This window comes from Sulfitobacter delicatus (assembly GCF_900102535.1).
GTDB lineage: Bacteria > Pseudomonadota > Alphaproteobacteria > Rhodobacterales > Rhodobacteraceae > Sulfitobacter > Sulfitobacter delicatus.
In genome coordinates this window covers 1-20322 of the sequence record NZ_FNBP01000021.1, presented here as the reverse complement: position 1 = coordinate 20322, position 20322 = coordinate 1, and the positions used below count along the sequence as shown (strand labels likewise).

Sequence of the window (20322 nt, the reverse complement as noted above, 5' to 3'; positions counted from 1 at the left end):
CTTTCAGGAGAGGGCCGCTTGCAGCGGTCCTCGCCAGAAACCCCGCCCCAATTTTCGGCACCAGACCGGATAGGGCATCACCACAAGGAGGCCAGACATGGCTGATATTCATTCGGAAAACACCGCAGATGCGGCTGTCGAGGCGGCGCGTGTCGCGCTGATCGCAGAGCAAAACGACCAGTTCCGCACCACATGGGGCGCTGACTTCACCGTTCCCGGCCAGATCGTCATGACGCGCGGCGTGGCCGCACTGTCGCACGAGGCACAAGTGGCGATCATGGTCGCGGTCATGCAGTTTTCCGAGTTCACCGAGGACAACGACCCTTACGGCACCCACGATTTCGGCATCTTCACCGTGGCCGAAGGCGAACGCGAGGTTCGGCTTTACTGGAAAATCGACCTCTACGACGCGGGCTATGAGTTCGGTTCCGACGATTGCGCGGACACCACCAAGACCCGCCGCGTGCTGACCATCCTTCTGCCCGAGGAATACTGAGTTCGGTTGCGGGGCCTCTCCCTGCCCCGCGCCGAGGCTGGCCTGTCGAGCAGGCCCAAGGGAGGGGCGGCAAGCGCCTCTCCCACCCCTTCACCACAACGGAAAGGAAGGTGAAATCAATGAGCAATGAAACCATGAAGCGCCGCATTGCCGAGGCTTGGGCGCTTCTCAGGAAGGGCGATCACTTTGGCATCGGACGCCGCTTCCTGATCCAGCACGGGGCCATCTAAGCCCCCTCGCCTCAGCCCGTCAGGGCTGGGGCACCGATAACACAAAAACTCACCACACGACAAGGATAAGACCCATGACAAAGCAAGAGACGATCATCGCCCCCATCGAACAGGTTCCCTTCGATGATCTGTATGTTTCCGACCTGAACCCGCGCACTGTGTTCAGCCCCGAGGGGATCGAGGCACTGGCAGAGAATATCCGCCAGCTTGGCCTGATCCAGAACCTCGCAGGGCTGCGCGATGAAACCGGCAAGGTTGGCATCGTGGCCGGAGGCCGGAGGCTTCGCGCCCTGGCTCTGCTGCAAGACGATCCGCGCTTCGCTTCGGTTTCCGTGAAGATCGCGCCCGATCAGGCGACCGCCGAGATTTGGGCATCGAGCGAGAACCACCACCGCGAGCAACCCCATGCCGCCGATGAAATCCGCGAATATGGCAGCATGGCCGAGCGGGGCGTTCCGGTTCCCTCCATCGCCATCGCGTTCGGCGTCAATGAAAAGCACGTCTATCGCCGCTTGAAGCTGGCAAGCCTGCCGGTGTCGGTTCTGGACGCCTTGAAGGCCGGGGAAATCACCCTGTCGAACGCCGCCGCCTTCACCGTCAGCGAGGACGAGGCGAACACGCTGGCCGTGCTGGAAAAGGTGCGGGGCGAGGGCTACAGCGATCACCAGATCAAGCAGATGCTCAAACCGGACTCGGTGCGCAGCACGGATCGGCGCGTGAAGTTTGTTGGCCTTGAGGCTTACGAGGCCGAGGGCGGGCGCGTCACTGGCGACCTTTTCGCAGATCAGACCTATTTCGATGATGTTGCCTTGCTGGACGAACTGTTCAAGGCGAAGCTGAATGCCACCGCCGAGGCCCTGACCGGCGACGGTTGGAAATGGGCCGAGGCGATGGACACCACCTATCTCGGTTACTACGAGATCGAGGAACGGAAGCTGGACCGCATCTATCGGGATGAAGGGACGCTCACCGAAGAGCAGTCAGAGCGTTACGACGAACTGGCGGAATTGGCCGAAGGTGAGGTTCTGGACGCCGAGGGTGAGGCCGAACTGGCGGCGCTGCAAGCCGTGTTGGATGGTGCATTCAGCGCCGAACAGAAGGCCGTTTCGGGCGTCCTTGTCTACGTCAACCAGAGCGGCGAGGTTCAGACCGCCGAGGGGCTGGTGACGCGCGAGGACCGAGCCGCCGCCATCGAGGCCGGTTTCCTGCGCAAGTCCAGCCATTCGAGCGCCGAGGCCGAGCCGAAATCCCCCATCAGCCAGAAGCTGCGCGACGACCTGTCCCGTGTCGCACAGGGCGCACGGCAACATGCGGTGTTGCGCGATCCCGATCTGCTGATTGACCTTCTGGCCTACCAGTTGAGCCACGCCCTGCGCTGGAACGATCCGCTTGGCATCGCCACGACCGAGGTTCCGAACTGGCCTTCGACCGAGGCTGAGGGCTATGCCCTTGACGAGCGCCTGACCAGCAACCCGCCGCGCGATATGTGGGATGCGAAAGACCTTGGCGCATCCTTCCGCGCGTTTCGCAAGAAAGGCCCGGAGCATGTGCGCGGTGAACTGGTCCGGTTCCTTGCCGCTCAATATCGGGGCGGCGACGAGAAGCTGGCCGCGATGATCGACAAGGAGACGCAGCCGAATATCCGCGAAGTCTGGACCCCCAATGCGGCGAACTTCTTTTCCCGCGTCGGTGGCCCCTATCTCAACGATCTGTGGCGCGATCTGCTGGACCTGTCCGACGATCACCCGACCGCCACCAGCTTCGCCAAGCTGAAAAAGGGCGAGAAGGCCGACAAGCTGGAAGCCCTGTTCCGTGGCGACCACGATCTGCGCAGCGCCCTCGGCGTCACAGACGAGCAGGCCGCGAAGATCGGCGCATGGCTGCCCGAAGGCATGAAGTGAGATCGAGGGCGGGGCGTCAGCGCCCCGCCCACCGATGGAGGTTCCCATGAGATGCAAGCGTTCACCCCGCCACCCGTTCACCGACACGCCCCGCAAGCGGGCCGCGCTGCGCCGGAAACAGCGCCTTGAGCGTGAGGCCCTTCCGTTGCTGGCCGATCAGATTGCCGAGGCACAGCCGAGCGAGGACCGCGTTATGGCAGACCGCGCACAGGCATGGTCCGAACAGGAAGTCAGGGACCGTCGCGCAAGGGCAGAGAAGTGGCATGAAGCCCGCCGCCAGATCGACGCCCTGCCCGGCGATGAGCGCCGCGCCGTGCGGCGGGCATGGGACTGCGCCCCATACCCCGCCGACCCGTCTTATCTGTTGAGCGTCCTGCACAGCTACAGCCAAGGCAGGATCGACTTGAAACGCCCGCCTTTCCCGCTGTCGCGCACCGACGCCTCGGGCGCGAGGATCGCGAACCTGTTCGCTTCATCTGACCTGATCGTGACGATCCTCAAGGCGCGGGAGATTGCCGCCGATCCTGACCGTCACCCGCTGGCGGAACGTCACGCAGCCTATCACCATCTTCAACTGGCGGCATCGAAGAACAAGGATCGCGACCGCGCCGCCCAGGATCGCGTGTTGGCCTCGCAGCTATTCCTTCGCCTCGGAGAATTGGAGAACGCCCATGCCTGATTTCACCGCCCACCGTCATCCGGTCCTTGCCGTGCGCTGCCCCGATTGCGGCAGAGCGCCCGGCGTCTGGTGCCGCCGCCCGAGCGGACACATGGCGAGCGACTTTCATCATAGCCGCAAGGTGGAGGCGGATCGCGTCTTCATCGACCAGCACGGACCTGACGCCAGCATCCTGCGCGACGGCGACGGCTGGATCATTGACCCACGCGGGCGCGTCGGTATTCGACCACAGCCCGAGCAACTGGCCTTGTTCTGAGGGATATTCATGGTGCTGGCGAGAGCTGATCTACTGTGCTACGACTGGAACTAAAGGAGAACTTAGATGTTTGATCGCCGCGCTCACGCTGAAGAAATCATTGCCGATCTGATCGGCAAGATGTGGAACTGGTTCTTTGTCGGAGCTGCTGGCGCGGCCTTCGTGATCGCCGCTTGCATCGCGTTCTTCGCGGGGTTCAACGTCCCCAATCTGATTTACTGGATCGGCACAGCCATCGCCTTCGGGTGCTTTGCGCAAGCCGCCAACCTGTCGAACGAAATTCGGAGCCGCCGCGCGCATCTTTGACGCCGGGCAGGCCAGCTATTTGAGAATATCCTTGTGGTGAGGATAACACTGGCCCCGCTCGCGCGGGGCCTCTTTTTTCCAGGGACCGACATTCAGGACGAAAATGCACGACGACGACGAAACCACCTTCAAGGATAGACTCGATCTGCTTCAGTATCGCATGGCCGAGATCGTCTTTCGGCCGGGCCGTGTCGTCCGGGCCTGCTGGCGCGGCGGGCGACCGACGATCAACCGCTATATGCTGGCCTTCCTGACTGTGTTCCTGCCTGCCCTCGGATTCGGCATCGTCATGGGATGGGCCATGAGCGGGTCCGAGCATTTCCTGTTCGGCGCGGAACGGACATTCACCCGGCAGCTTGGCGAGGCGTTCATGCTGATCTGGATGATTGCCGTTCTCTACCTGCTCGCCATCGGCATCACGATTATCGTCATGGGATGGTTCCGAAAGGGGCCGCGTCGAGGGTGATGCCCGGTGCGGCGGGACTGCGCCCCGCCGCACCGGCCTTGCGCTACCCGCGCAGGGGCCGCTTCGCGGCTTGGCCGTCAGCACCAGCCCTGCCGCCTGCCCCCATTGTATTCCCGCGCCAGCCCTTCCCCGATCAGGATACCGGCCACGTCCGCACGACCGATGTAAAGCCGCGCAAGCCCTCGGTCATATCGGTCACGGCCCGGCAACACGATCAGTTCCACCAGCTCGCCCGAGCCGATCAGCTCGCGCAAGCGCCTCGTCGCCTCGTCACCAAGCGCCTTTTCATATGCACATTGCGGATCGTAGGTTTCCGGCGTGTCGAGACCGACCAGCCGGAACCGCTCACCGCCCAGATGAATCGTGTCGCCGTCGATCACATAGACTGAAGCCGGATTGATCGGCTCCGCCGCCGTCCCGGTGTCGATCGACAGCAAGGCCGCGACGATCATCGCACCTGTTGCCGCAACTCCAAACAAGCGCCTGCGTCGCGCATGTCGTCCGCGTCTCGATCCAGTTTCTCGCCGCCAGTTTAGCAAGCCGCTCTGCCCTCTTCCGTTCCTGTGCCAGTTGTCGCTAGGCCGCCATCGGGTTTCCCTTGACCCATTTGCCGCTGCGCAGATGAGCATCCGTCGCCCCAGGTTTCGACCGTCGCCGTGATTGTCCTTGCAGTATGAATCGAGCCTCTGTCGAGATCCACACGCCGCTGCCTTCCTTGATCTGGAACCGACACTGAAATTCGTGCAACCCAGGTATTCACCCGTCTCCTTGGCCCGTGTTTCTCAAACGGAACATTGCTTGTTCCTCTCTTAGCGACCGTCCGGGGCTAACGCCCCGCCCTTCAATCAAAAAATCGGTTTCCGCTTTGCGGACCCTCCGATTTTTGGTTTGATCGCATCGAGGACCAGCATGACCGTTTTTCATCGAAACACTAAGATACCAAGGAGACTAAAAATGAATACCTTCGCAGAGTTCGAAATCATCGGTCGGGTCGGTCAGATCAAGGAAGGCAACGGCGTCCTCTGGGTTTCCATCGCCGCCGAGTATGGCCGCAAGGACAATCACGGCGACTTTCAGTCGAAACCCTTCTGGAACGACGTGAGCATCTTCAACGAGAACGTCATCAAATGGGTCAAGGAAAACACCGTCAAAGGCGACCTGGTTCGTGCGACCGGCACCATCCGCTCCGAGAGCTACGAGACCAATAGCGGCGAAACCCGCCACGGCGTGAAGCTGGCCTGCGACAACTTCTCCAACCTGGCCCACATGATCCGCAAGCAGATGGAGCGGCAACAGGCGGGCTGACCGCCCGGGCGGGCCTCGCGGCCCGCCTGCCCTTCGGGCGCGGCGCTGCGCCCCGACCAATCGGCCGCCCCCATCGAGAGGGCGGCCGATCGCGCTTCACAGCCTTCAGCTCCGAACCGCCGACAAGCGGCAATGCGACACTGGACCCCCTGCGAAGGTGCAGGGTCTGCCTCCTTGAAAAACAGCGGCCACTCTACACGGCGCGGCGAGCCGTCAACACCAAGCCCTTCGGGGCGCTGCGCGCGTGTTGACGGCCCGCCTTTCCCGCCGTGTCACCGAGCCTCGTTTGTGATGATGTTGACGCAGGTGGTTTTGCCTGCTCCGTTGGGGCCGATCAACCCGACAATTTCCGCCTTCTTTAGCGAAATCGTCACGTCATCCAGAGCCTTGAAGCCACCAAACGCAACGCTGATTGATTCCAGTTCCAATGACAAAATCTTATCCTTCGCGTTCCTGTTCCGACCGTTGTGCGCCACAGCCGCCAACCGATGGCGGCTGTGGGTCCTGGTGATGCTCACTAGGTCCAGTGCGCCACGCTGCGCCGCTCGAAACTCTCGCGGAACTGTTCGATCGTCTTGGGCAGCGGCTCGCCGGTTTCCCAATCCAGGATCACCGCATAGCGTCTCACGGCGTCCATCGCGTCGATCTCGCCTTTGCGATACATCTCGGCAACCTTTTCAGGATCAATGCGGGCCCAAGCCACGCGGTTTTCACGAATATGCGCCCGCAGTTTCTCGGTCTCGGCCTCATCGACCTCATATTCACACAAGTCCGCATCAATCTCTTTGATCACAACGCCATAGTCCAACGCGGCTCGTTTGATAGAGACATAGTCATCCACCACATCCGTCAGAACAGCCTCTGTCTTGCGTTCAAGTGGGTCGCCAAAGCCGCCGCCCCCCGCGGTCGGGCGCGCAAACTCATCTCCCGAATACATCGGGAAGTCAGAGAAGACAGACCCAAGCCATTCGTGCGTGTCCGAGCCGGCGCGTTTGATGGTCAGACCATGCGGCATGGAGGGCAAACCGCCATCAACACCCCAGACGACGGCGCGTTCGCGGTCGCAGACATAGGACATGACGGATTTTTCACTTTCCAGAAGCAGGGAGGTTTTCTGCACCCCTGTCCCTCCGCGCCATTTGCCCGGGCCTGCGCTGTCTTTTTTGATCTGAAATTCAAGCGTCCGGGTCGGGTTGACCCGCTCGTTGCCTTCGTTGGGCTGAGACATGAGCCCGGTTCCGAAGCAGGCTGTGGTGACGTCGCTGCCATCCTTACCGCGCCGTCCGCCCCAACCGCCGGGGAGCCATTCGTAGAACATGAATGTAGAGTCCTCCTCGCGCCGCTTGTCCGTGCCCCCCGCCAACAGGTATTCAAGATTGAATGCACAGGCGATGGCGCGCTCCGGCATGATCTCCGACCACATCTCGAAAACCGAGTTCATGATCTTTTCAAACAGCATCAGGAAGCCGGTGACCGCCGTGGGCCACTGGGCACTGACCACCGAATTTTCCGGCGCAGCGACAGAGAGCATCCGATAGAAGCCGGAGTTCAACGGCAGGTCAGGAAAGAAGGTCTTCATCCCCGCGACGACAGCCGAGAATGTGGCTCCCGGCGCGGAATTGTACATCGAACCAATCGTCGGGTGGCTGCCTTCGAAATCGTAGTGAATCTGATCACCCTTGATTGTCATCTTGATGTGGATCGGGATCATCCCCTCGCCGCCTGACGGGTCCCGGTCGATGTAGTCGACGGATTTCCATGTGCCGTCGGGCAGCGCCGCAATACGCTGGCGCACGGCGCGTTCAACGTAGTCCTGCACCTCGTTCATGCCCTGCTTGACCTGCTCGCGCCCGTATTTGCGCACCAGCCGCAGGATTTCACGTTCGGCCACCTGCGTGGCCTGTGCCTGGCTGTGGATGTCACCGATAATCGACGCGGGGTCGCGTGTGTTGTTTGCGATCAGGTTGGCAACGTCGGAACAAAAATCGCCGGCACGGAACAGCCGGACAGGTGTGATCCGAACCGCCTCGCGGAACATGTCTTTCGCCGTCACATCAAACGAACCGGGCACAGAGCCACCCAGATCAGACCAGTGCCCGTTTGACTGCGAAAACCCGATCAGCTCGTCTTCATCAAAGATCGGTCGCACCAGACGGACATCGCTGAAGTGCGTGCCGCCTGCGTAAGGATCGTTGATTGCGTAGACATCGCCGGGCATCATGTCGCCCTTGAAGACGCGAATAACGTCTTTGCAGGTAAAGTGCAGCGTGCCGACGTGCACCGCGATGTCATCGTTGCCCTGCGCAACCGAATTGCCTTCGGCATCATGCAGCGCGTTTGAAAAGTCGCGGTTGTAGATCACAAAGGAGTAACAGGTGCGCAGCATCTGCTCGGCCATCTGGTCAACGGATGTGATGAAGGAGTTCTTGAGAACTTCAAACGTGACGGGATCTAGGGCTTTTGAATCACTCATAGTATTACTCCTGCACTCGGATGAGAATGTTCATGTATTGATCGACTTCAGCAGTCGTGTTCGGCGGAATTACGGTGGTTGAATCGAACTGCTCGACAATGGCGGGGCCATCAAAGGTCGCACCGGCGGTCAGGTTTTCACGCTCGAAAATCATCGCCGTGTGGGCCTTGCCGTCAAACCAGACATCGCGTGTCTTGTCGGTCTTGGGCTTGTTCTTCCTCACCTCGTGCTTTTGCAGCTCGGCCTTGGGAACCATACCCGTCGCCGTCAGCCCCACACGGAAGATCGACACCGGTGCGTCATCCCGGCGGAAGTTGAATTCGCGCTGGTGTTCGCTGTGGAACCCGTCGATCAAGGCCTCAATATCGGTGACCTTGGACGGCGCAGATACTGCCAAGGCACGCCATTGGCCCTGATACATCATCTCGACCGTGCGCTGCATGACAATGTCCTTGGGCGCTACGCCTTCGTGCTTCAAACGATCAGCGGCCATGGCCTCCAGCCGCTCGAAGGCGGCCTCCAAATCCTCCGGCTTGGTATCAGCCGCAGCAGCCATGAAGCTGTCTGAGAAGTCGTGCTGGATATCGACCAGCAGGCAACCCAGAGCCGATGTCACACCCGGATTGGGCGGGATAATGACAGTCGGGATCGACAACTCCTTGGCAATTGCCGCACCATGCAACGCCCCGGCTCCGCCAAACGCCACAAGCGCGAAGTCCCGTGGGTCATAACCTCGGCTAATCGACAGCAAACGCACCGCATTGGCCATATTTGCATTTGCAACCGCAACCACGGCTTCGGCGGCTTCGTGCAGCTCCATTCCGAAAGGCTCGGCCACAGTCTCTCTGACCGATGCTTCCGCAAGCGCCGGATCAAGGGTAATCTTGCCCCCCGCGAGCGATGTGCCAAGGCGGCCCAGCACGACGTTTGCATCGGTGTTTGTGGCAACCTCGTTGCCATTCTTGTAGCAGGCAGGCCCAGGGAAGGCGCCCGCCGATTGCGGTCCGTTGCGCAGTGACCCGCCTTCGTCTTTCCACGCCAGAGATCCGCCGCCCGCACCGATGGTCAGCACTTCGATCGACGGGAACCGGATCGGATAGCCATATTCGATATACCAGTCTTTGGTGACACGCGACTTGCCTTCATACACCAAGGATACGTCCGTGCTGGTCCCGCCCATGTCAAAACCGATAGAATTGTCAAACCCGCAAAGGTTGCCAATAAAGCGGCTGGCAATCGCGCCCGCGGCAATGCCCGATCCTGCCAGACGCGCGGCAAAGTCTTTAACGCTGGCCGGGGTCATCACGCCGCCGCCCGTGTGCAGCAACAGCAGATCGCGTTCGTAGCCGCCGTCAGCCAGCTTACCCTCAAGGCGCGCTACATAATCAACGACCGAAGGCGACACGACCGCGTTTGCCATCGTTGTCGAGAAACGCTCGTGCTCAAAAATCTCCGGCAGGACCTGTGAAGAGATCGACACCGGCACATCCGGCATCACACTCAGCAGAATGTCTCGCATCCGCTCTTCATTGGCCCCATTGGTGTAAGAGTTCATAAAGCAGACAGCAACAGAGGCGACTTTGCGCTTCTTCAAAACATGCGCGATGCGCAGCGCTTCTTGTTCGTCCAGCTTTTCCAGAACCGTGCCATTGGCATCAACGCATTCACGGACGGTCAGACGGTCCCGACGCGGGATGTAGGGTTTGGCCACATCTTTGTAGGTGTCCCACAGATCCTCCTTGTTGGCCCGGCGGATTTCGACCACATCGCGGAACCCTTCGGTGCAGATCATCGCAGAACGCGCCAAATTACGTGTGATCAGCGCGTTTGTTGCCACGGTTGTCCCGTGCGAAAACATCGACACCTCGCTGAGGTCGATGCCGCCCTGATCAATCCCGTTGAGAATGGCAACCATCGGGTCATCCGGTGTCGATGACGTCTTTTCGATGCGGATCGCACCCGTTGTTTCGTCCATGATGACGACGTCGGTAAACGTCCCACCCACATCTACGGCAACTCTGGTATTCTTCATGTCTAGGTAGTGCCCCCGGGCGTGGTGTAATTCCGACGGTAGCGCGGGCTGAGTGGAGCCACGCGTAGCTCAGGCGAAGCCCGCGCGGGTTGCTGGGCGGCCATGGACGTTCTCCGGTAGGGTTTGGGTTGCACACCTAACCTACCGATCAAGGAGAACCCCCATGACCAAGGATATGATATCAGAAACAGCCGCGTTGAAAGCGCTTCTTTCGGAGACCGCCGACCACCAGATTCTGGCCGAGATGCTGGGTTTCGTTGCCGACCGGCTGATGGCCCTCGATGTTGACCAACTGTGCGGTGCCGAAGCACATGAACGCTCAAATGAGCGCTTGAACCACCGAAACGGGTATCGCCCGCGCCGATGGGAAACCCGCGCCGGGGCCGTCGCTGTGCAGATCCCGAAGCTGCGCAAGGGGTCATATTTTCCGGAGTTTTTGGAGCCCCGTCGCGCTTCGGAAAAGGCTATGACGGCGGTGATACAGGAAGCCTATATTCAGGGCGTCTCGACGCGCTCAGTGGACGATCTGGTCAAGGCAATGGGTATGACAGGCATTTCCAAAAGCCAGGTCTCGCGCCTGTGCAGCGAGATCGACGAACGGGTTGATGCCTTTCTTGATCGACCGTTGGAGGGCGAATGGCCTTACCTCTGGCTGGACGCCACTTACATCAAGGTGCGGCGTTCCGGGCGGATCGTCAGTGTTGCAGCCATAGTGGCGGTTGCGGTCAACACCGACGGGCGGCGCGAGGTATTGGGCATCGCCATCCAGCCCAGCGAAGCCGAGGTGTTCTGGGATGAATTCCTACGCGCTCTGGCCGACCGTGGCCTTCGCGGTGTCAAACTGATCATCGCGGATGAACACAAGGGCCTGAAGGCCGCAGCCGCCAAAGTGCTGGGTGCTACCATCCAGCGCTGCCGCGTCCACTTCATGCGCAATGCGCTGGCCTGCGTCGGCAAGAAAGACCGCCCCATTGTCACAGCTGCGCTCAGGACGGCCTTTGATCAAGACACGCTGGCAGACTCGAAAGAGCACTGGGCCAAGCTGATCGAGGCCTTCCAGCCACGCCATCCCAAGCTCGCTGAGCTGATGCTGCGCGCTGAAGACGACGTGCTGGCCTACAAGACTTTTCCGCAGGCTCACTGGCGGCAAATCCATTCAACCAATCCGCTTGAGCGCCTCAACAAAGAGATCAAGCGCCGTACCAATGTGGTCGGCATTTTCCCGAATGAAGCCGCCATAAGGCGCCTCGTCGGCGCGCTGATGCTGGAGCAGAACGATGAATGGGCCGTCACCCGTCGCTACATGACACTGGAAACTGTCGCCACCATCTGCGAGGATAACACCATGGACCCGGCGAAAATCGCCGCCCTGTAAACCGGCTCAACACCCAGCCGGAGAACAAATTACACCACCTCTCGGGGCACTATCCATGTCTACATCCTTCAAAAGACAACAGGGCATCAGGAAGGCGCCGGCGAAAGCCGACCCTACTTGGAGATTTTCGGTTTTAGCTAAGGGTTATGGAGGGGCCGACTTCTGGCCTTACTGCGCGGCTTTGCGCGTTTCGGTCGGTGTGCAGCCGAACTGCGCACGATAGGCTTTGTTAAACTGGGATTGATCCGAAAACCCCCACCGATGGGCTATCTCGGCAATTGTGATGGCCCCTTCGACGCTCAGGTCCTCGCGCGCGCGCACCAGACGCTTTTCGCGGATGAACCCGGAAACCGACCGGCCCGACTCCGAGAACAATTGTTGCAGATAGCGCTGCGACACATTGCAGGCCTCTGCCACAAGGCTTGAGGAGAGATTCTCATTGAAGAGGTTGTTGCGGATAAACTGTTCTGCGCGGTGCAGATGTGCTGCGCGGATTGTCGAGGTTTCGCTGTCCAGCACACGGTCATCTTTGCGGATTGAGAGGCACAGCAGATCAAGGATGTGCTTGCCAGCGGCCGCGCGCGCCTGCTCATCAAGCAAATCGACGTGCAGCGCCGTTGTCTTGACGGTATCCAGAAAATAACTGGCCACACCGGCTGTGCCATCAAAACTCAGCGCGCCCAAACGGTCTGTTGGGCCGATGCGGGCCCGCACGCTTTCGGAAGACACCTTCAGCACCAACAGCTCGTTCGTCTGTTCATGCCAGAACTCGTAGGGCAAATCGCCCCGTTCGACCAAAAACTCGCCCGGTGAACATTTCGCCTGGCGGGCATTCTGGTCAAAGCCGACCGTCCCCAATCTTGGAATGGTAATCAGCAGACTGCTTTCAACTTCGTCCAGAAAGTGCCGCTTGTGCCTTTTGTATAGAATGCCGTCGCAACGCATCTGCGACAGACCGACGATACCGAGGCTCCAAGTATTGAGATCACCTGAAAAGGACTGGTCATCCGCCATCGTGGTCTCTAGGGGAAAGAACGTATCTGAGACAGCCGCCTGCCACTGGGTGGCAGTCATGAGCTTTTTTGCAGCTTTGTCCTTCTGATTCATCCAACGTCCCCCAAACACAAATGGCGTAAACACAACTGTCTCATGTGTTAAAATAATCGTAGCATCGTTCCGGCAAACCACTTTGGCAAAAAACGCACAAACTCTTGTGTCACGTGTCAATTCGCGCACTTGCGATTCTTTCATCGGGCCCAGAAAGGCCCTGGAAAATCCTAAATATCTAACTAAAACATATTTTTACCAACCATTTGCAGCGCGAGAACACCGCCAAATCGGGTCTTGGTTTTGTGAAACGGAAAGCTGCGAAGGCAACAACCTGAGCGGGATTGGGCCGCATTTTCCCCAAGATTCACGGCCGCTGCGCTTCAAAAAAACGAAGCATCCAAACAGAATCACAGGATGGAAGTGTCCTCAAACCACGACCGAAATCCCGGCGGGCGTTTCTGCTTCAAATGGGCGGCCTCGCTGGCCCGCAGACAGGATGCTCGGAACAAAACTGCTTGCTAAAAGCAAGAAAGCGGCGATAGCACTGAGGGCAAATCGCGGCCCCCTGCCGCGTGAAAAACGCCAACTTACAAGAAGTGATGCCTGCCATGGATGTGCGACCAAATTCAGACGAAGCCCGTGATATCGCTTATCATTTTCACAGCTATACCAATGCCGAAGCGCATGAAAAAATTGGTCCGCTGATCATTGAATCAGGCGAGGGAATCCACGTCACCGACTCAAACGGCAACCGCTATATCGAGGGCATGTCCGGCCTTTGGAGCGTGGCAGTCGGGTTCAACGAACAACGCCTTGTGGATGTCGCCAGCCGGCAAATGCAAAAGCTGCCTTACTACCACAACTTCTCGCACCGCTCGCATGGTCCGGCGATTGATCTTGCTGAAAAGCTGATCGAAATAGCCCCCGTGCCAATGAGCAAGGTTTTCTATACCAACTCGGGCTCCGAGGCGAACGATACGATCGTCAAGATGGTCTGGTATCGCTCGAACGCGCTCGGCAAGCCCGAGAAAAAGAAGATCATCTCGCGCCTGCGCGGCTATCACGGCGTGACAGTCGCCGCCGCGTCGATGACGGGTCTGCCCTATAACCACAAGTCCTTCGATCTGCCGATGGAGGGCATCTTGCACACCACTTGCCCGCACTACTGGCGCGAAGGTCAGGACGGCGAAAGCGAAGAAGCTTTTGCGTCACGCTGTGCCCAAGATATTGATGATATGATCCAATCAGAGGGCCCCGAAACTGTAGCCGCATTCATCGCCGAGCCTGTCATGGGCGCGGGCGGTGTTGTTGTTCCTCCGGCGACCTACTGGGAGAAAATCCAAGCGGTTCTGGCGAAATACGATATCCTTCTTATCGCAGATGAAGTGATTTGCGGTTTTGGCCGTACGGGAAACATGTTTGGCTCTACAACCTTTGACATAAAGCCCGACATTCTCACCATGTCCAAGCAGATCACCTCCAGCTATTTCCCCTTTTCGGCTTTCATGATCAACGATCGGGTCTATCAGCCAATCGCCGACGAAAGCGGGCGCATCGGTGTTCTGGGGCATGGCTATACGGGCGGTGGCCACCCCGTCGGCGCAGCCGTAGCGCTGGAAAACATCAAGATTATCGAAGAGCGCGATCTTGTGGCCAATGCCGCCGAACGCGGTGCAGAATTGCAAGCTGGATTGACCGACCTGACGTCCCACCCTCTCGTTGGAGAGGCACGTGGCATTGGCCTCATAGGCGCACTTGAATTGATCGCCCCAGAGGGTAAATCAGGCGATTTTGCCCCTGGAAAACTCGGCGCCCAAATGAACGCAATCATGCTGCGCAACGGCCTCATCTCACGTAATATGACAGACGCGATGGCATTTTGTCCGCCATTGATAGTGGGCGCGAATGACGTGCGAGAAATCATCCAGATCACAAAAAAGAGTCTGGAGGAACTGGCCGCAGACATAAACGGGGCCGCCTAGTCAGGGGAACGACAAGCCAGAACTCTTACCCTTTCCCATCCGGGAAAAACTTGGGTCGGCCTGTCTACACATTTTCCGGGTGGCGCCTGTCACGCGAGCTGATCTTTACAAATCTCGTTCAACCAAGAGCTTCTTCGGGTGAACCTTTGCTGAGCGGCTTTCAGACCGGCGAGACTCCGTTCTTGTTGACGGCCTCTTCGTTGCTTTGGTGCGTTGCGGCGGCGCGGGCCGAGCTGTGACGCGCAGGACGCGGACGACATGCGCGACGCGCTTCTGCATGAGGCGGCAGAGGCGCGCCGCTTGCCCTCTGATCCTGACTGGGACGTCATCGAAAACTCCGGCCTCACCTGGGGCGGGCCGATCAGGGAGCAGGGTGGACCGTGGTAGGATCACCTGGAACGATTGGGCGGTTTGGGAGAGCGCACGCCCGACAACTTCAAGACGTTCGATTTCTTCGACGAAGATCGAGGCCTTGCCACAAGCGCAAAGACGCTCGAAACCCGCGCGCCGGGATATGCGGACCGGCCCAGCCGTATCTTTGGTGCATTGAAGCGCTATATTGATCAGATCGACAAGTTTGGAGGGGGTGTCGTAGGAGAAACAGTAATACTGCAAGCTCTCTGGGATTTCACCGTAAAGCCCTTCATCTACAAACTTCTCGGCCAGCTCCCGCAATGTCTCGACATGGTAGATGTCAATGTCATGCTGACCGAGCATTTCCTCGAAAGTGTATCCGCATTGTAAGCATCCAGGGAAGCCCCTCTGCACTGTGATCATAGCAGCTCGTTGATTGTCATTCGGCGCTAATGATTGGCCGTGGTTCCGACCAGTTTCAGCCCAACAATCCCAGCAACAATCAAGAGAAGACAGGCGACACGAGCCAAGTCTTTTTGCTCTCCCAAGATGGTCATTCCAATAATAGCAACGCCCACAGCCCCAATACCTGCCCAAACGGCATATGCAGTACCTACGGGAATGTCTTTCATTGCTTCAGCCAAGAGCCAGAAGCTTGCGATCATTGCGAGCACGGTCAGGACAGATGGCTGAAGTTTCGTGAAGCCTTGAGTGTATTTCAGACCAATTACCCACCCACATTCAAGAAGACCCGCAAAGAACAAGTAAACCCAAGCCATTTTACCTCCATAGGCGTCAATGAAAAGTTTGATCAGGCGGCGTGTTGATCCCCGACCTCAGCATTCTGCGCGTTGATCATGCCCTGAGATGCCCAAGGTAGCAACAGGGGGATGCGATTGACGGGATGATCCTGGATGCGTTCGAGCACCCAAGCGAGCCAGGCTTCGGGATTGACGTTGTTCATCTTTGCGGTCTCGATGAGAGTATAGGCGATTGCTGCGGATTTGCCGCCTGCCTCTGACCCCATGAAGAGGTAGTTCTTTCTTCCAACGGCCACAGGACGCACTGCCCGCTCGGCTGTGTTATTGTCGATTTCCAAGAAGCCGTTGTCGAGATAAGGCCGTGCCTTTGGCAGGCGCGCGAGGGCATATCGGATGGCCTTAGCCAGTGGCGTCTTGCCGGAGATTTTACCCAACTGCTCCTTGAGCCAGATCTCCAGATCATCAAAGATGGGCTTGGCGAGTTCCTGACGCAGGGCCACGCGCTCATGGGGTGGTAGGAACCGTGCCTGTGTTTCAACGTCATAGAGCTTTCGAATGCGCAAGACCGCTTCGCCCGCCACAGGCAGCTTCAGGCTTTCATACAGGGCATAAAACTCCCGTCGCACATGGGCCATACAGGCCATCTCCTTGATGCGCCCCGTGCGGTAGGCATCGTTATAGCCTGCATAGGCGTCCGCATGGGCGTAGCCCGTGTAGGATTTGAGATGTTCGCTCGGGTGTTCCGCACCTCGGTTGGTGGAGAACTGATACCACACGGCGGGTGGCGCGGCCCCGGACCAGGCGCTCTCATCTCGGGCATAGACCCATAGCCGTGCGGTTTTGCTCTTGTTTTTGCCACGCCCTTTGCCCTTCTGGAGCAGCTTGACCGTGGTATCATCCATGAAGATGGCTTGTGCCTCAAACACATGGTCACGGATGGCATCTGCCACGCGTTCAAGCAGCTTGGTGCATTTGCCCACCCAGAGGGCCATGAGCGATCCGCTCAGGTCGATGCCTTCGTTCTCAAACATCTGGCTTTGGCGATAGAGCGGCAGGTGATAGCCGTATTTGCAGCACAGGATATGCGCCATCAGCGCGGGACCCACAAAGCTCTTGGGGATGGGGCGGCTTGGCATCTCCGCCTGAACCACCTTGTCACAGCAGCTACAGGCCAAACGCGGGCGGTTGATCTGATTGACGATGTAATGGCCTGGAACATATTCCAACTCTTCCAGAACATCTGTTCCCAGCTCCCTGAAGCGGCCACCACAGTCTTCACAGGTCTCACCGGGGGTGATGGTCTTCTTGACCCGCTTAAGCCCCTTTGGGAAAGGCTTGCGTTTGCGCGGGGTGCGCGGCGGCTTTGGGACGTCTGCCTCGGAAGACGTCTGGCCCTCACCATCACCTTCAGTCTCTGCGGCTTGCTCGATCTCCAACTCTTCGAGGATCAGTTCCAGCGCCAGTTGCGCGCTGCTTTCCGACTTTGACCCAAAGCGGTGCTTTTTGTGACCATGCAATTGCAAGCGCAGATCAGCAATGAGGGTATCTCGGCTCTGGATGGCCCGCGCATGGGCGGTGCGCTCGGCAGCAAGGGCGGCTTCCATCTCATCCTTGAGGCGTTTTTGGGCGGAGGCATGGCTCAACGATTGGCCCAACAACTCCGCATCCTTACGGGCCAGTTCCGCCGCTTGTGCGGCTACAAAGGCCTGCACGTCAGGTGGCAGATCAGCCAGATTTGGAGGGGTCTTACGCATGCCATTCCATAGCAAAATCGGACATCAGGGGGAATCCCAAAACAGCAAGAAAGCCCATAAAACATTGCCTCAGCCCACCATCGCGGGCCGCCATGTCTTCTGCGGCATGCGCCAGTCTATGCCTTCCATCAGCATGGCCAACTGCGCGCGGCTCAGGTTGATTTTACCCTCGCTGGCCGTGGGCCAGACAAACCGACCCCGCTCCAAGCGCTTGGTGAACAAGCATGCACCCTGACCGTCCCACCAGATCATCTTGATCTGATCACCTCGCCGTCCCCGGAACAAAAACAGATGGCCGGAATAGGGATCGCCCGCCAGAACCTGCGCGGTCTGTGCCGCCAGACCGTTGAACCCACGCCGCATGTCCGTCACACCCGCCGCCAGCCAGATCTTCGCATCCGCCAGAACAGGGATCATGCCGCCAGCCCCCGCGCCAGTTCCAGCACAAAGCCAGCATCAACCCCGTCGCTAACGCTCAGCTTGCGCCCATTCTCCAGCGTGATCTCTATCCGGGAGCTGGCTGTAGGCCGCGCTTCCGGCAGCATCGGTACTGCATCGTGATCGCCGCCTGAAATCTCAACAGGCATGAACCCGGCATCATCAGACCCATCGGGTTGAAACCTGTCATCGCTGCGCCACGAATAAATCCGGCTTGTCGGCACGCCATGACGGCGAGAAACCATCGGCACACTGACACCATCGGCTTGGCTCTCTGCCACCAACCGCCGCTTGAACTCATCCGAGTATTTGGAACCCCGCCCAACCCGCCGTTTACTCATCTCAAAACCCTCATATTGCGCCAGTCAAATCGCCAGCCTCGCGCAATAATCGCACCTCAAATCAGCCCAAAATAGAGGGGGTTCCCTTGATGCTTACCCTCGTTTTTTCAATCAGGAGACAGACCATGAAATTCATTCGCAAGCGTTCCATCAAACTTCGTCGCATCGCCGCTCGCCGGCTCCGTGCCATCCGCAAGCTGCTGCGCGCAATCGACCTCAGCCTTACGATCTCGATCAACCTCGGCTTCCTGAAGGTCGGGATCACCCTCAAGCGCCGCCCCGAGTAGGGCGGCTGCAACGGCCAGGCCCTCCGGGGCTTGGCCTTTTTGCATTTCATCTTCCCTGAAATATCCTCGGGGGAGCGCCGCCAGGCGCGGGGGCAGACAGCCCCCTACAAGAATGTTTGGTTTCCTTCGAGCCACAGTTCTAATTTAGCTGTGTGCTGGCGTGCATGATATACGGTCTCTCGGACTGTCCAGAATGTGCCGAAAGCACATAAAGCTACTATCGTGTAAAACGTGCGATCGGTGAGCAAGCTGAGATCCCAAACAACGTAAGCAACCAAAGCGACAAGGGGGAAGATGCCGATCAGGAGCGAGAGCAATGCGGCTCGGGAGCGATGCCGATATACCTCCGTCAAGAGTTGGTCGTGGCCGCTCGCCAAGATCGGATCGACCACGCGCTCTTCCCAGCTTTCGCGCTTTTTCCGACTCGCGATGAACCGGCCTCTGAGTTCAAGAAGGGATCGGAACGGGTTCAGCATGAGCATGAAATATCACAGAACACTGGCAGAGAAAACAGAGCGGAGCTGTCCAGCCTTTCCTCCGACCCTTTCATTTTCCCCAAAAAATCCTCGGGGCAGCGCCGCCAGGCGCGGGGGCAGACAGCCCCCTCACCCCTCCGGGCACATGCGCCGCAGCGCGGCCATCCCATCCGTAATGGCCGGGCCGCTCGGCACCTGAAGCTGGCCCAGGTTCTCGGTCACGGCCGCCGCCGCCGCCAAGGCGTCGTCATCGCCGCTCGTCGCCAGATGCGCCAGCATGGCAGCCTGATTTTGCAGCATGTTGCCGGTCACTTCGATGTTGGCGATGTTCGCCTGCACCATCTGCGACATGGCCGCGCTCACCAGCTCGCAATCGTCAGCCGAGCCTTCCTGCGCATGGGCTGCTGCTGCGCCAATCAGGTATGCCGCCGCTGGCAGGCTGCGCATTAGGTTTGCCGCGATCAGTTTCATCGAAAGCTCCTTTCTTCCGACCTCATGCGAGATCGGTTTTCGCAAAATCATCGCCTTTGTAGAGCAAGGGGGCATGAAACGCCTTAGCGGCGGCATAGGCGAGGGCGTCGCCCATGTTGAGCTTCGCCGGATGACCGGCCACCTTTCCATATTTCCTCAACGCCGCGATAGCCGCCGTGCCCATGCTTTCGGTGAGGTGCATTTCACGAACGCCAAGTGATTGGATCAGGTCTGCGACAAGCTCGCTCGCCTTGTCGAAGTGCGCCTCGCTGATATGCGTTGCGCCTTCCTTGTCTTTCAAGTCCCGTGCGATCCCGAGCGTCGTTTCTACCCGAACAACCGGCGAGATCATCAGCTTGCCTCGGGCTTGTTCCATTGCTTTGAGCATTGCCGGGGCTTCCGCCTCATTCAAGAGGACGGCGCAAAGCGCGCTGGCGTCGATGAACATCAGTCATCACCCCACAGCTCATCCATGAACGGCTTGTCGTCGGATTCGCGAGGTTTCAGACCTGCTTCGGCTGCCTTTCGCTGAACCTTCGCTACACGTTCCGCGAGGGTTTCCTGCTTCTCCAACGCCGCTATACTGTTGAGCAAGGCCGTGCGAACCGCTTCGGTTTTGTTCCTTGCGCCAGAAGCAGCAAGGTAGCGGTCAACGAGCTTATCTACGTCCGGATCTTTGATGTAGAGGGGCATGTGCATATCCTTTCAGGATATATAATATAGCCGAAAAGTATATCCCGCAAGGGCCAGTGTCTTCGATTGTTCGGTTTCGTGGCGAATCCCGGTCGTTCGTAACCTCGTGCGGTTGCTCGAGGACACGCCCGCCCAGGACCGCGCCCTAGGCTTCGGCCGGCAAACGGCCTGCGCCCCGAGCCTTTCCCCCTGCCCG

24 protein-coding genes are annotated in these 20322 nt (G+C 59.0%); 12 read left to right on the top strand and 12 right to left on the bottom strand.

All coding sequences use genetic code 11. From position 1 onward, the window contains the following. Positions 1-97: 97 nt before the first annotated feature. The 6 genes from BLS57_RS19070 to BLS57_RS19045 all read left to right on the top strand — a co-directional run bounded on the left by BLS57_RS19070 (position 98) and on the right by BLS57_RS19045 (position 4334). On the top strand, positions 98-496 hold the full coding sequence (locus BLS57_RS19070) for a DUF3768 domain-containing protein (protein ID WP_093744206.1): 399 nt from the start codon (positions 98-100) through the stop codon (positions 494-496). 304 nt (positions 497-800) lie between these two features. Continuing rightward, entirely contained in the window at positions 801-2627 is a 1827-nt protein-coding gene (locus tag BLS57_RS19065) for a ParB/RepB/Spo0J family partition protein (protein WP_093744205.1), read from the top strand. A gap of 46 nt (positions 2628-2673) precedes the next feature. Continuing rightward, entirely contained in the window at positions 2674-3306 is a 633-nt protein-coding gene (locus tag BLS57_RS19860) for a hypothetical protein (protein WP_208597614.1), read from the top strand. Continuing rightward, positions 3299-3562, top strand: a complete 264-nt coding sequence (locus BLS57_RS19055) for a zinc finger domain-containing protein (RefSeq protein WP_088716891.1) — start codon at positions 3299-3301, stop codon at positions 3560-3562. Before BLS57_RS19860 ends, BLS57_RS19055 begins: the two co-directional genes overlap by 8 nt. A gap of 66 nt (positions 3563-3628) precedes the next feature. Next, the gene (locus BLS57_RS19050) at positions 3629-3868 is read left to right on the top strand and encodes a hypothetical protein (RefSeq protein ID WP_093744204.1); all 240 of its coding nucleotides are present in this window, start codon (positions 3629-3631) and stop codon (positions 3866-3868) included. A gap of 103 nt (positions 3869-3971) precedes the next feature. Further along, positions 3972-4334, top strand: a complete 363-nt coding sequence (locus BLS57_RS19045) for a hypothetical protein (protein WP_093744203.1) — start codon at positions 3972-3974, stop codon at positions 4332-4334. A 77-nt stretch (positions 4335-4411) separates the two neighbouring features. Here BLS57_RS19045 and BLS57_RS19040 read toward each other — a convergent pair whose 3' ends face one another. Beyond that, a complete protein-coding gene (locus tag BLS57_RS19040) occupies positions 4412-4786 on the bottom strand; it encodes a thermonuclease family protein (RefSeq protein WP_167356476.1) in 375 nt (124 codons plus the stop codon). A gap of 502 nt (positions 4787-5288) precedes the next feature. On the opposite strand from BLS57_RS19040, the gene BLS57_RS19035 reads away from it, so the two are divergent. Further along, positions 5289-5639, top strand: a complete 351-nt coding sequence (locus tag BLS57_RS19035; RefSeq protein ID WP_167356475.1) for a single-stranded DNA-binding protein — start codon at positions 5289-5291, stop codon at positions 5637-5639. A 272-nt stretch (positions 5640-5911) separates the two neighbouring features. On the opposite strand, the gene BLS57_RS19030 is transcribed toward BLS57_RS19035, so the two are convergent. The 3 genes from BLS57_RS19030 to BLS57_RS19020 all read right to left on the bottom strand — a co-directional run bounded on the left by BLS57_RS19030 (position 5912) and on the right by BLS57_RS19020 (position 10144). Then, the gene (locus tag BLS57_RS19030) at positions 5912-6073 is read right to left on the bottom strand and encodes an ATP-binding cassette domain-containing protein (RefSeq protein WP_244153739.1); all 162 of its coding nucleotides are present in this window, start codon (positions 6071-6073) and stop codon (positions 5912-5914) included. A gap of 83 nt (positions 6074-6156) precedes the next feature. Further along, positions 6157-8112 (bottom strand): hydantoinase B/oxoprolinase family protein, encoded by a 1956-nt coding sequence (locus tag BLS57_RS19025; protein WP_093744200.1) that lies wholly within the window; start codon positions 8110-8112, stop codon positions 6157-6159. Positions 8113-8116: 4 nt separating this feature from the next. Continuing rightward, complete coding sequence (locus BLS57_RS19020; protein ID WP_093744199.1) at positions 8117-10144, bottom strand: hydantoinase/oxoprolinase family protein; 2028 nt, start codon at positions 10142-10144, stop codon at positions 8117-8119. 175 nt (positions 10145-10319) lie between these two features. Between BLS57_RS19020 and BLS57_RS19015 the strand changes: the two genes are divergently transcribed. Next, entirely contained in the window at positions 10320-11519 is a 1200-nt protein-coding gene (locus BLS57_RS19015) for an IS256 family transposase (protein ID WP_093744208.1), read from the top strand. Positions 11520-11687: 168 nt separating this feature from the next. On the opposite strand, the gene BLS57_RS19010 is transcribed toward BLS57_RS19015, so the two are convergent. After that, positions 11688-12755 (bottom strand): helix-turn-helix domain-containing protein, encoded by a 1068-nt coding sequence (locus tag BLS57_RS19010; protein WP_244153738.1) that lies wholly within the window; start codon positions 12753-12755, stop codon positions 11688-11690. A 422-nt stretch (positions 12756-13177) separates the two neighbouring features. Between BLS57_RS19010 and BLS57_RS19005 the strand changes: the two genes are divergently transcribed. The 3 genes from BLS57_RS19005 (at position 13178) to BLS57_RS19825 (ending at position 15295) form a co-directional block, all read left to right on the top strand. Further along, positions 13178-14551 carry an aspartate aminotransferase family protein gene (locus BLS57_RS19005; protein WP_093744198.1) on the top strand — a complete coding sequence of 458 codons (1374 nt, stop codon included), beginning with the start codon at positions 13178-13180 and terminating at the stop codon, positions 14549-14551. A 258-nt stretch (positions 14552-14809) separates the two neighbouring features. Continuing rightward, positions 14810-14938: a hypothetical protein gene (locus BLS57_RS20080; protein ID WP_007120576.1), complete on the top strand. Its 129-nt coding sequence runs from the start codon at positions 14810-14812 to the stop codon at positions 14936-14938. 15 nt (positions 14939-14953) lie between these two features. Then, on the top strand, positions 14954-15295 hold the full coding sequence (locus tag BLS57_RS19825) for an endonuclease toxin domain-containing protein (protein ID WP_065331081.1): 342 nt from the start codon (positions 14954-14956) through the stop codon (positions 15293-15295). Between the two features lie 59 nt (positions 15296-15354). Here the strand turns inward: BLS57_RS19825 and sugE are convergent, their stop codons facing one another. From sugE to tnpA, 4 genes are all read right to left on the bottom strand, one after another. Then, complete coding sequence (gene sugE / locus BLS57_RS18995) at positions 15355-15684, bottom strand: quaternary ammonium compound efflux SMR transporter SugE (protein WP_017467358.1); 330 nt, start codon at positions 15682-15684, stop codon at positions 15355-15357. A gap of 32 nt (positions 15685-15716) precedes the next feature. Then, on the bottom strand, positions 15717-17420 hold the full coding sequence (tnpC, locus tag BLS57_RS18990) for an IS66 family transposase (RefSeq protein WP_065331082.1): 1704 nt from the start codon (positions 17418-17420) through the stop codon (positions 15717-15719). A 69-nt stretch (positions 17421-17489) separates the two neighbouring features. Beyond that, a complete protein-coding gene (gene tnpB / locus BLS57_RS18985; RefSeq protein ID WP_017467473.1) occupies positions 17490-17837 on the bottom strand; it encodes an IS66 family insertion sequence element accessory protein TnpB in 348 nt (115 codons plus the stop codon). Next, positions 17834-18199: an IS66-like element accessory protein TnpA gene (gene tnpA / locus BLS57_RS18980; RefSeq protein WP_065331083.1), complete on the bottom strand. Its 366-nt coding sequence runs from the start codon at positions 18197-18199 to the stop codon at positions 17834-17836. Before tnpA ends, tnpB begins: the two co-directional genes overlap by 4 nt. Positions 18200-18324: 125 nt before the next feature. Between tnpA and BLS57_RS19820 the strand changes: the two genes are divergently transcribed. Then, positions 18325-18486 carry a hypothetical protein gene (locus BLS57_RS19820; RefSeq protein ID WP_157903891.1) on the top strand — a complete coding sequence of 54 codons (162 nt, stop codon included), beginning with the start codon at positions 18325-18327 and terminating at the stop codon, positions 18484-18486. A 605-nt stretch (positions 18487-19091) separates the two neighbouring features. Here BLS57_RS19820 and BLS57_RS18970 read toward each other — a convergent pair. Genes BLS57_RS18970 through BLS57_RS18960 form a run of 3 tightly spaced genes read right to left on the bottom strand, consistent with a single transcriptional unit; the run spans position 19092 to position 20126 of the window. Next, on the bottom strand, positions 19092-19433 hold the full coding sequence (locus BLS57_RS18970) for a hypothetical protein (RefSeq protein WP_093744196.1): 342 nt from the start codon (positions 19431-19433) through the stop codon (positions 19092-19094). A gap of 22 nt (positions 19434-19455) precedes the next feature. Further along, complete coding sequence (locus BLS57_RS18965) at positions 19456-19881, bottom strand: type II toxin-antitoxin system VapC family toxin (protein ID WP_093744195.1); 426 nt, start codon at positions 19879-19881, stop codon at positions 19456-19458. Continuing rightward, positions 19881-20126, bottom strand: a complete 246-nt coding sequence (locus BLS57_RS18960) for a type II toxin-antitoxin system VapB family antitoxin (protein WP_074647545.1) — start codon at positions 20124-20126, stop codon at positions 19881-19883. The genes BLS57_RS18965 and BLS57_RS18960 overlap by 1 nt, the downstream gene beginning before the upstream one ends. Positions 20127-20322: the final 196 nt, after the last annotated feature.

What these genes read in the sequence shown, in the direction of transcription:
- BLS57_RS19860 (WP_208597614.1), top strand. Translation starts at nt 2,674, where the DNA reads ATGAGATGCAAGCGTTCACCCCGCCACCCGTTCACCGACACGCCCCGC.
- BLS57_RS19070 (WP_093744206.1), top strand. Translation starts at nt 98, where the DNA reads ATGGCTGATATTCATTCGGAAAACACCGCAGATGCGGCTGTCGAGGCG.
- BLS57_RS19820 (WP_157903891.1), top strand. Translation starts at nt 18,325, where the DNA reads ATGAAATTCATTCGCAAGCGTTCCATCAAACTTCGTCGCATCGCCGCT.
- tnpA (WP_065331083.1), bottom strand. Translation starts at nt 18,199, where the DNA reads ATGAGTAAACGGCGGGTTGGGCGGGGTTCCAAATACTCGGATGAGTTC.
- BLS57_RS19025 (WP_093744200.1), bottom strand. Translation starts at nt 8,112, where the DNA reads ATGAGTGATTCAAAAGCCCTAGATCCCGTCACGTTTGAAGTTCTCAAG.
- BLS57_RS19065 (WP_093744205.1), top strand. Translation starts at nt 801, where the DNA reads ATGACAAAGCAAGAGACGATCATCGCCCCCATCGAACAGGTTCCCTTC.
- BLS57_RS19050 (WP_093744204.1), top strand. Translation starts at nt 3,629, where the DNA reads ATGTTTGATCGCCGCGCTCACGCTGAAGAAATCATTGCCGATCTGATC.
- BLS57_RS20080 (WP_007120576.1), top strand. Translation starts at nt 14,810, where the DNA reads ATGCGCGACGCGCTTCTGCATGAGGCGGCAGAGGCGCGCCGCTTGCCC.
- sugE (WP_017467358.1), bottom strand. Translation starts at nt 15,684, where the DNA reads ATGGCTTGGGTTTACTTGTTCTTTGCGGGTCTTCTTGAATGTGGGTGG.
- BLS57_RS19005 (WP_093744198.1), top strand. Translation starts at nt 13,178, where the DNA reads ATGGATGTGCGACCAAATTCAGACGAAGCCCGTGATATCGCTTATCAT.
- BLS57_RS18960 (WP_074647545.1), bottom strand. Translation starts at nt 20,126, where the DNA reads ATGCCCCTCTACATCAAAGATCCGGACGTAGATAAGCTCGTTGACCGC.
- BLS57_RS19055 (WP_088716891.1), top strand. Translation starts at nt 3,299, where the DNA reads ATGCCTGATTTCACCGCCCACCGTCATCCGGTCCTTGCCGTGCGCTGC.
- tnpB (WP_017467473.1), bottom strand. Translation starts at nt 17,837, where the DNA reads ATGATCCCTGTTCTGGCGGATGCGAAGATCTGGCTGGCGGCGGGTGTG.
- tnpC (WP_065331082.1), bottom strand. Translation starts at nt 17,420, where the DNA reads ATGCGTAAGACCCCTCCAAATCTGGCTGATCTGCCACCTGACGTGCAG.
- BLS57_RS19020 (WP_093744199.1), bottom strand. Translation starts at nt 10,144, where the DNA reads ATGAAGAATACCAGAGTTGCCGTAGATGTGGGTGGGACGTTTACCGAC.
- BLS57_RS19015 (WP_093744208.1), top strand. Translation starts at nt 10,320, where the DNA reads ATGATATCAGAAACAGCCGCGTTGAAAGCGCTTCTTTCGGAGACCGCC.
- BLS57_RS19045 (WP_093744203.1), top strand. Translation starts at nt 3,972, where the DNA reads ATGCACGACGACGACGAAACCACCTTCAAGGATAGACTCGATCTGCTT.
- BLS57_RS19040 (WP_167356476.1), bottom strand. Translation starts at nt 4,786, where the DNA reads ATGATCGTCGCGGCCTTGCTGTCGATCGACACCGGGACGGCGGCGGAG.
- BLS57_RS19035 (WP_167356475.1), top strand. Translation starts at nt 5,289, where the DNA reads ATGAATACCTTCGCAGAGTTCGAAATCATCGGTCGGGTCGGTCAGATC.
- BLS57_RS18965 (WP_093744195.1), bottom strand. Translation starts at nt 19,881, where the DNA reads ATGTTCATCGACGCCAGCGCGCTTTGCGCCGTCCTCTTGAATGAGGCG.
- BLS57_RS18970 (WP_093744196.1), bottom strand. Translation starts at nt 19,433, where the DNA reads ATGAAACTGATCGCGGCAAACCTAATGCGCAGCCTGCCAGCGGCGGCA.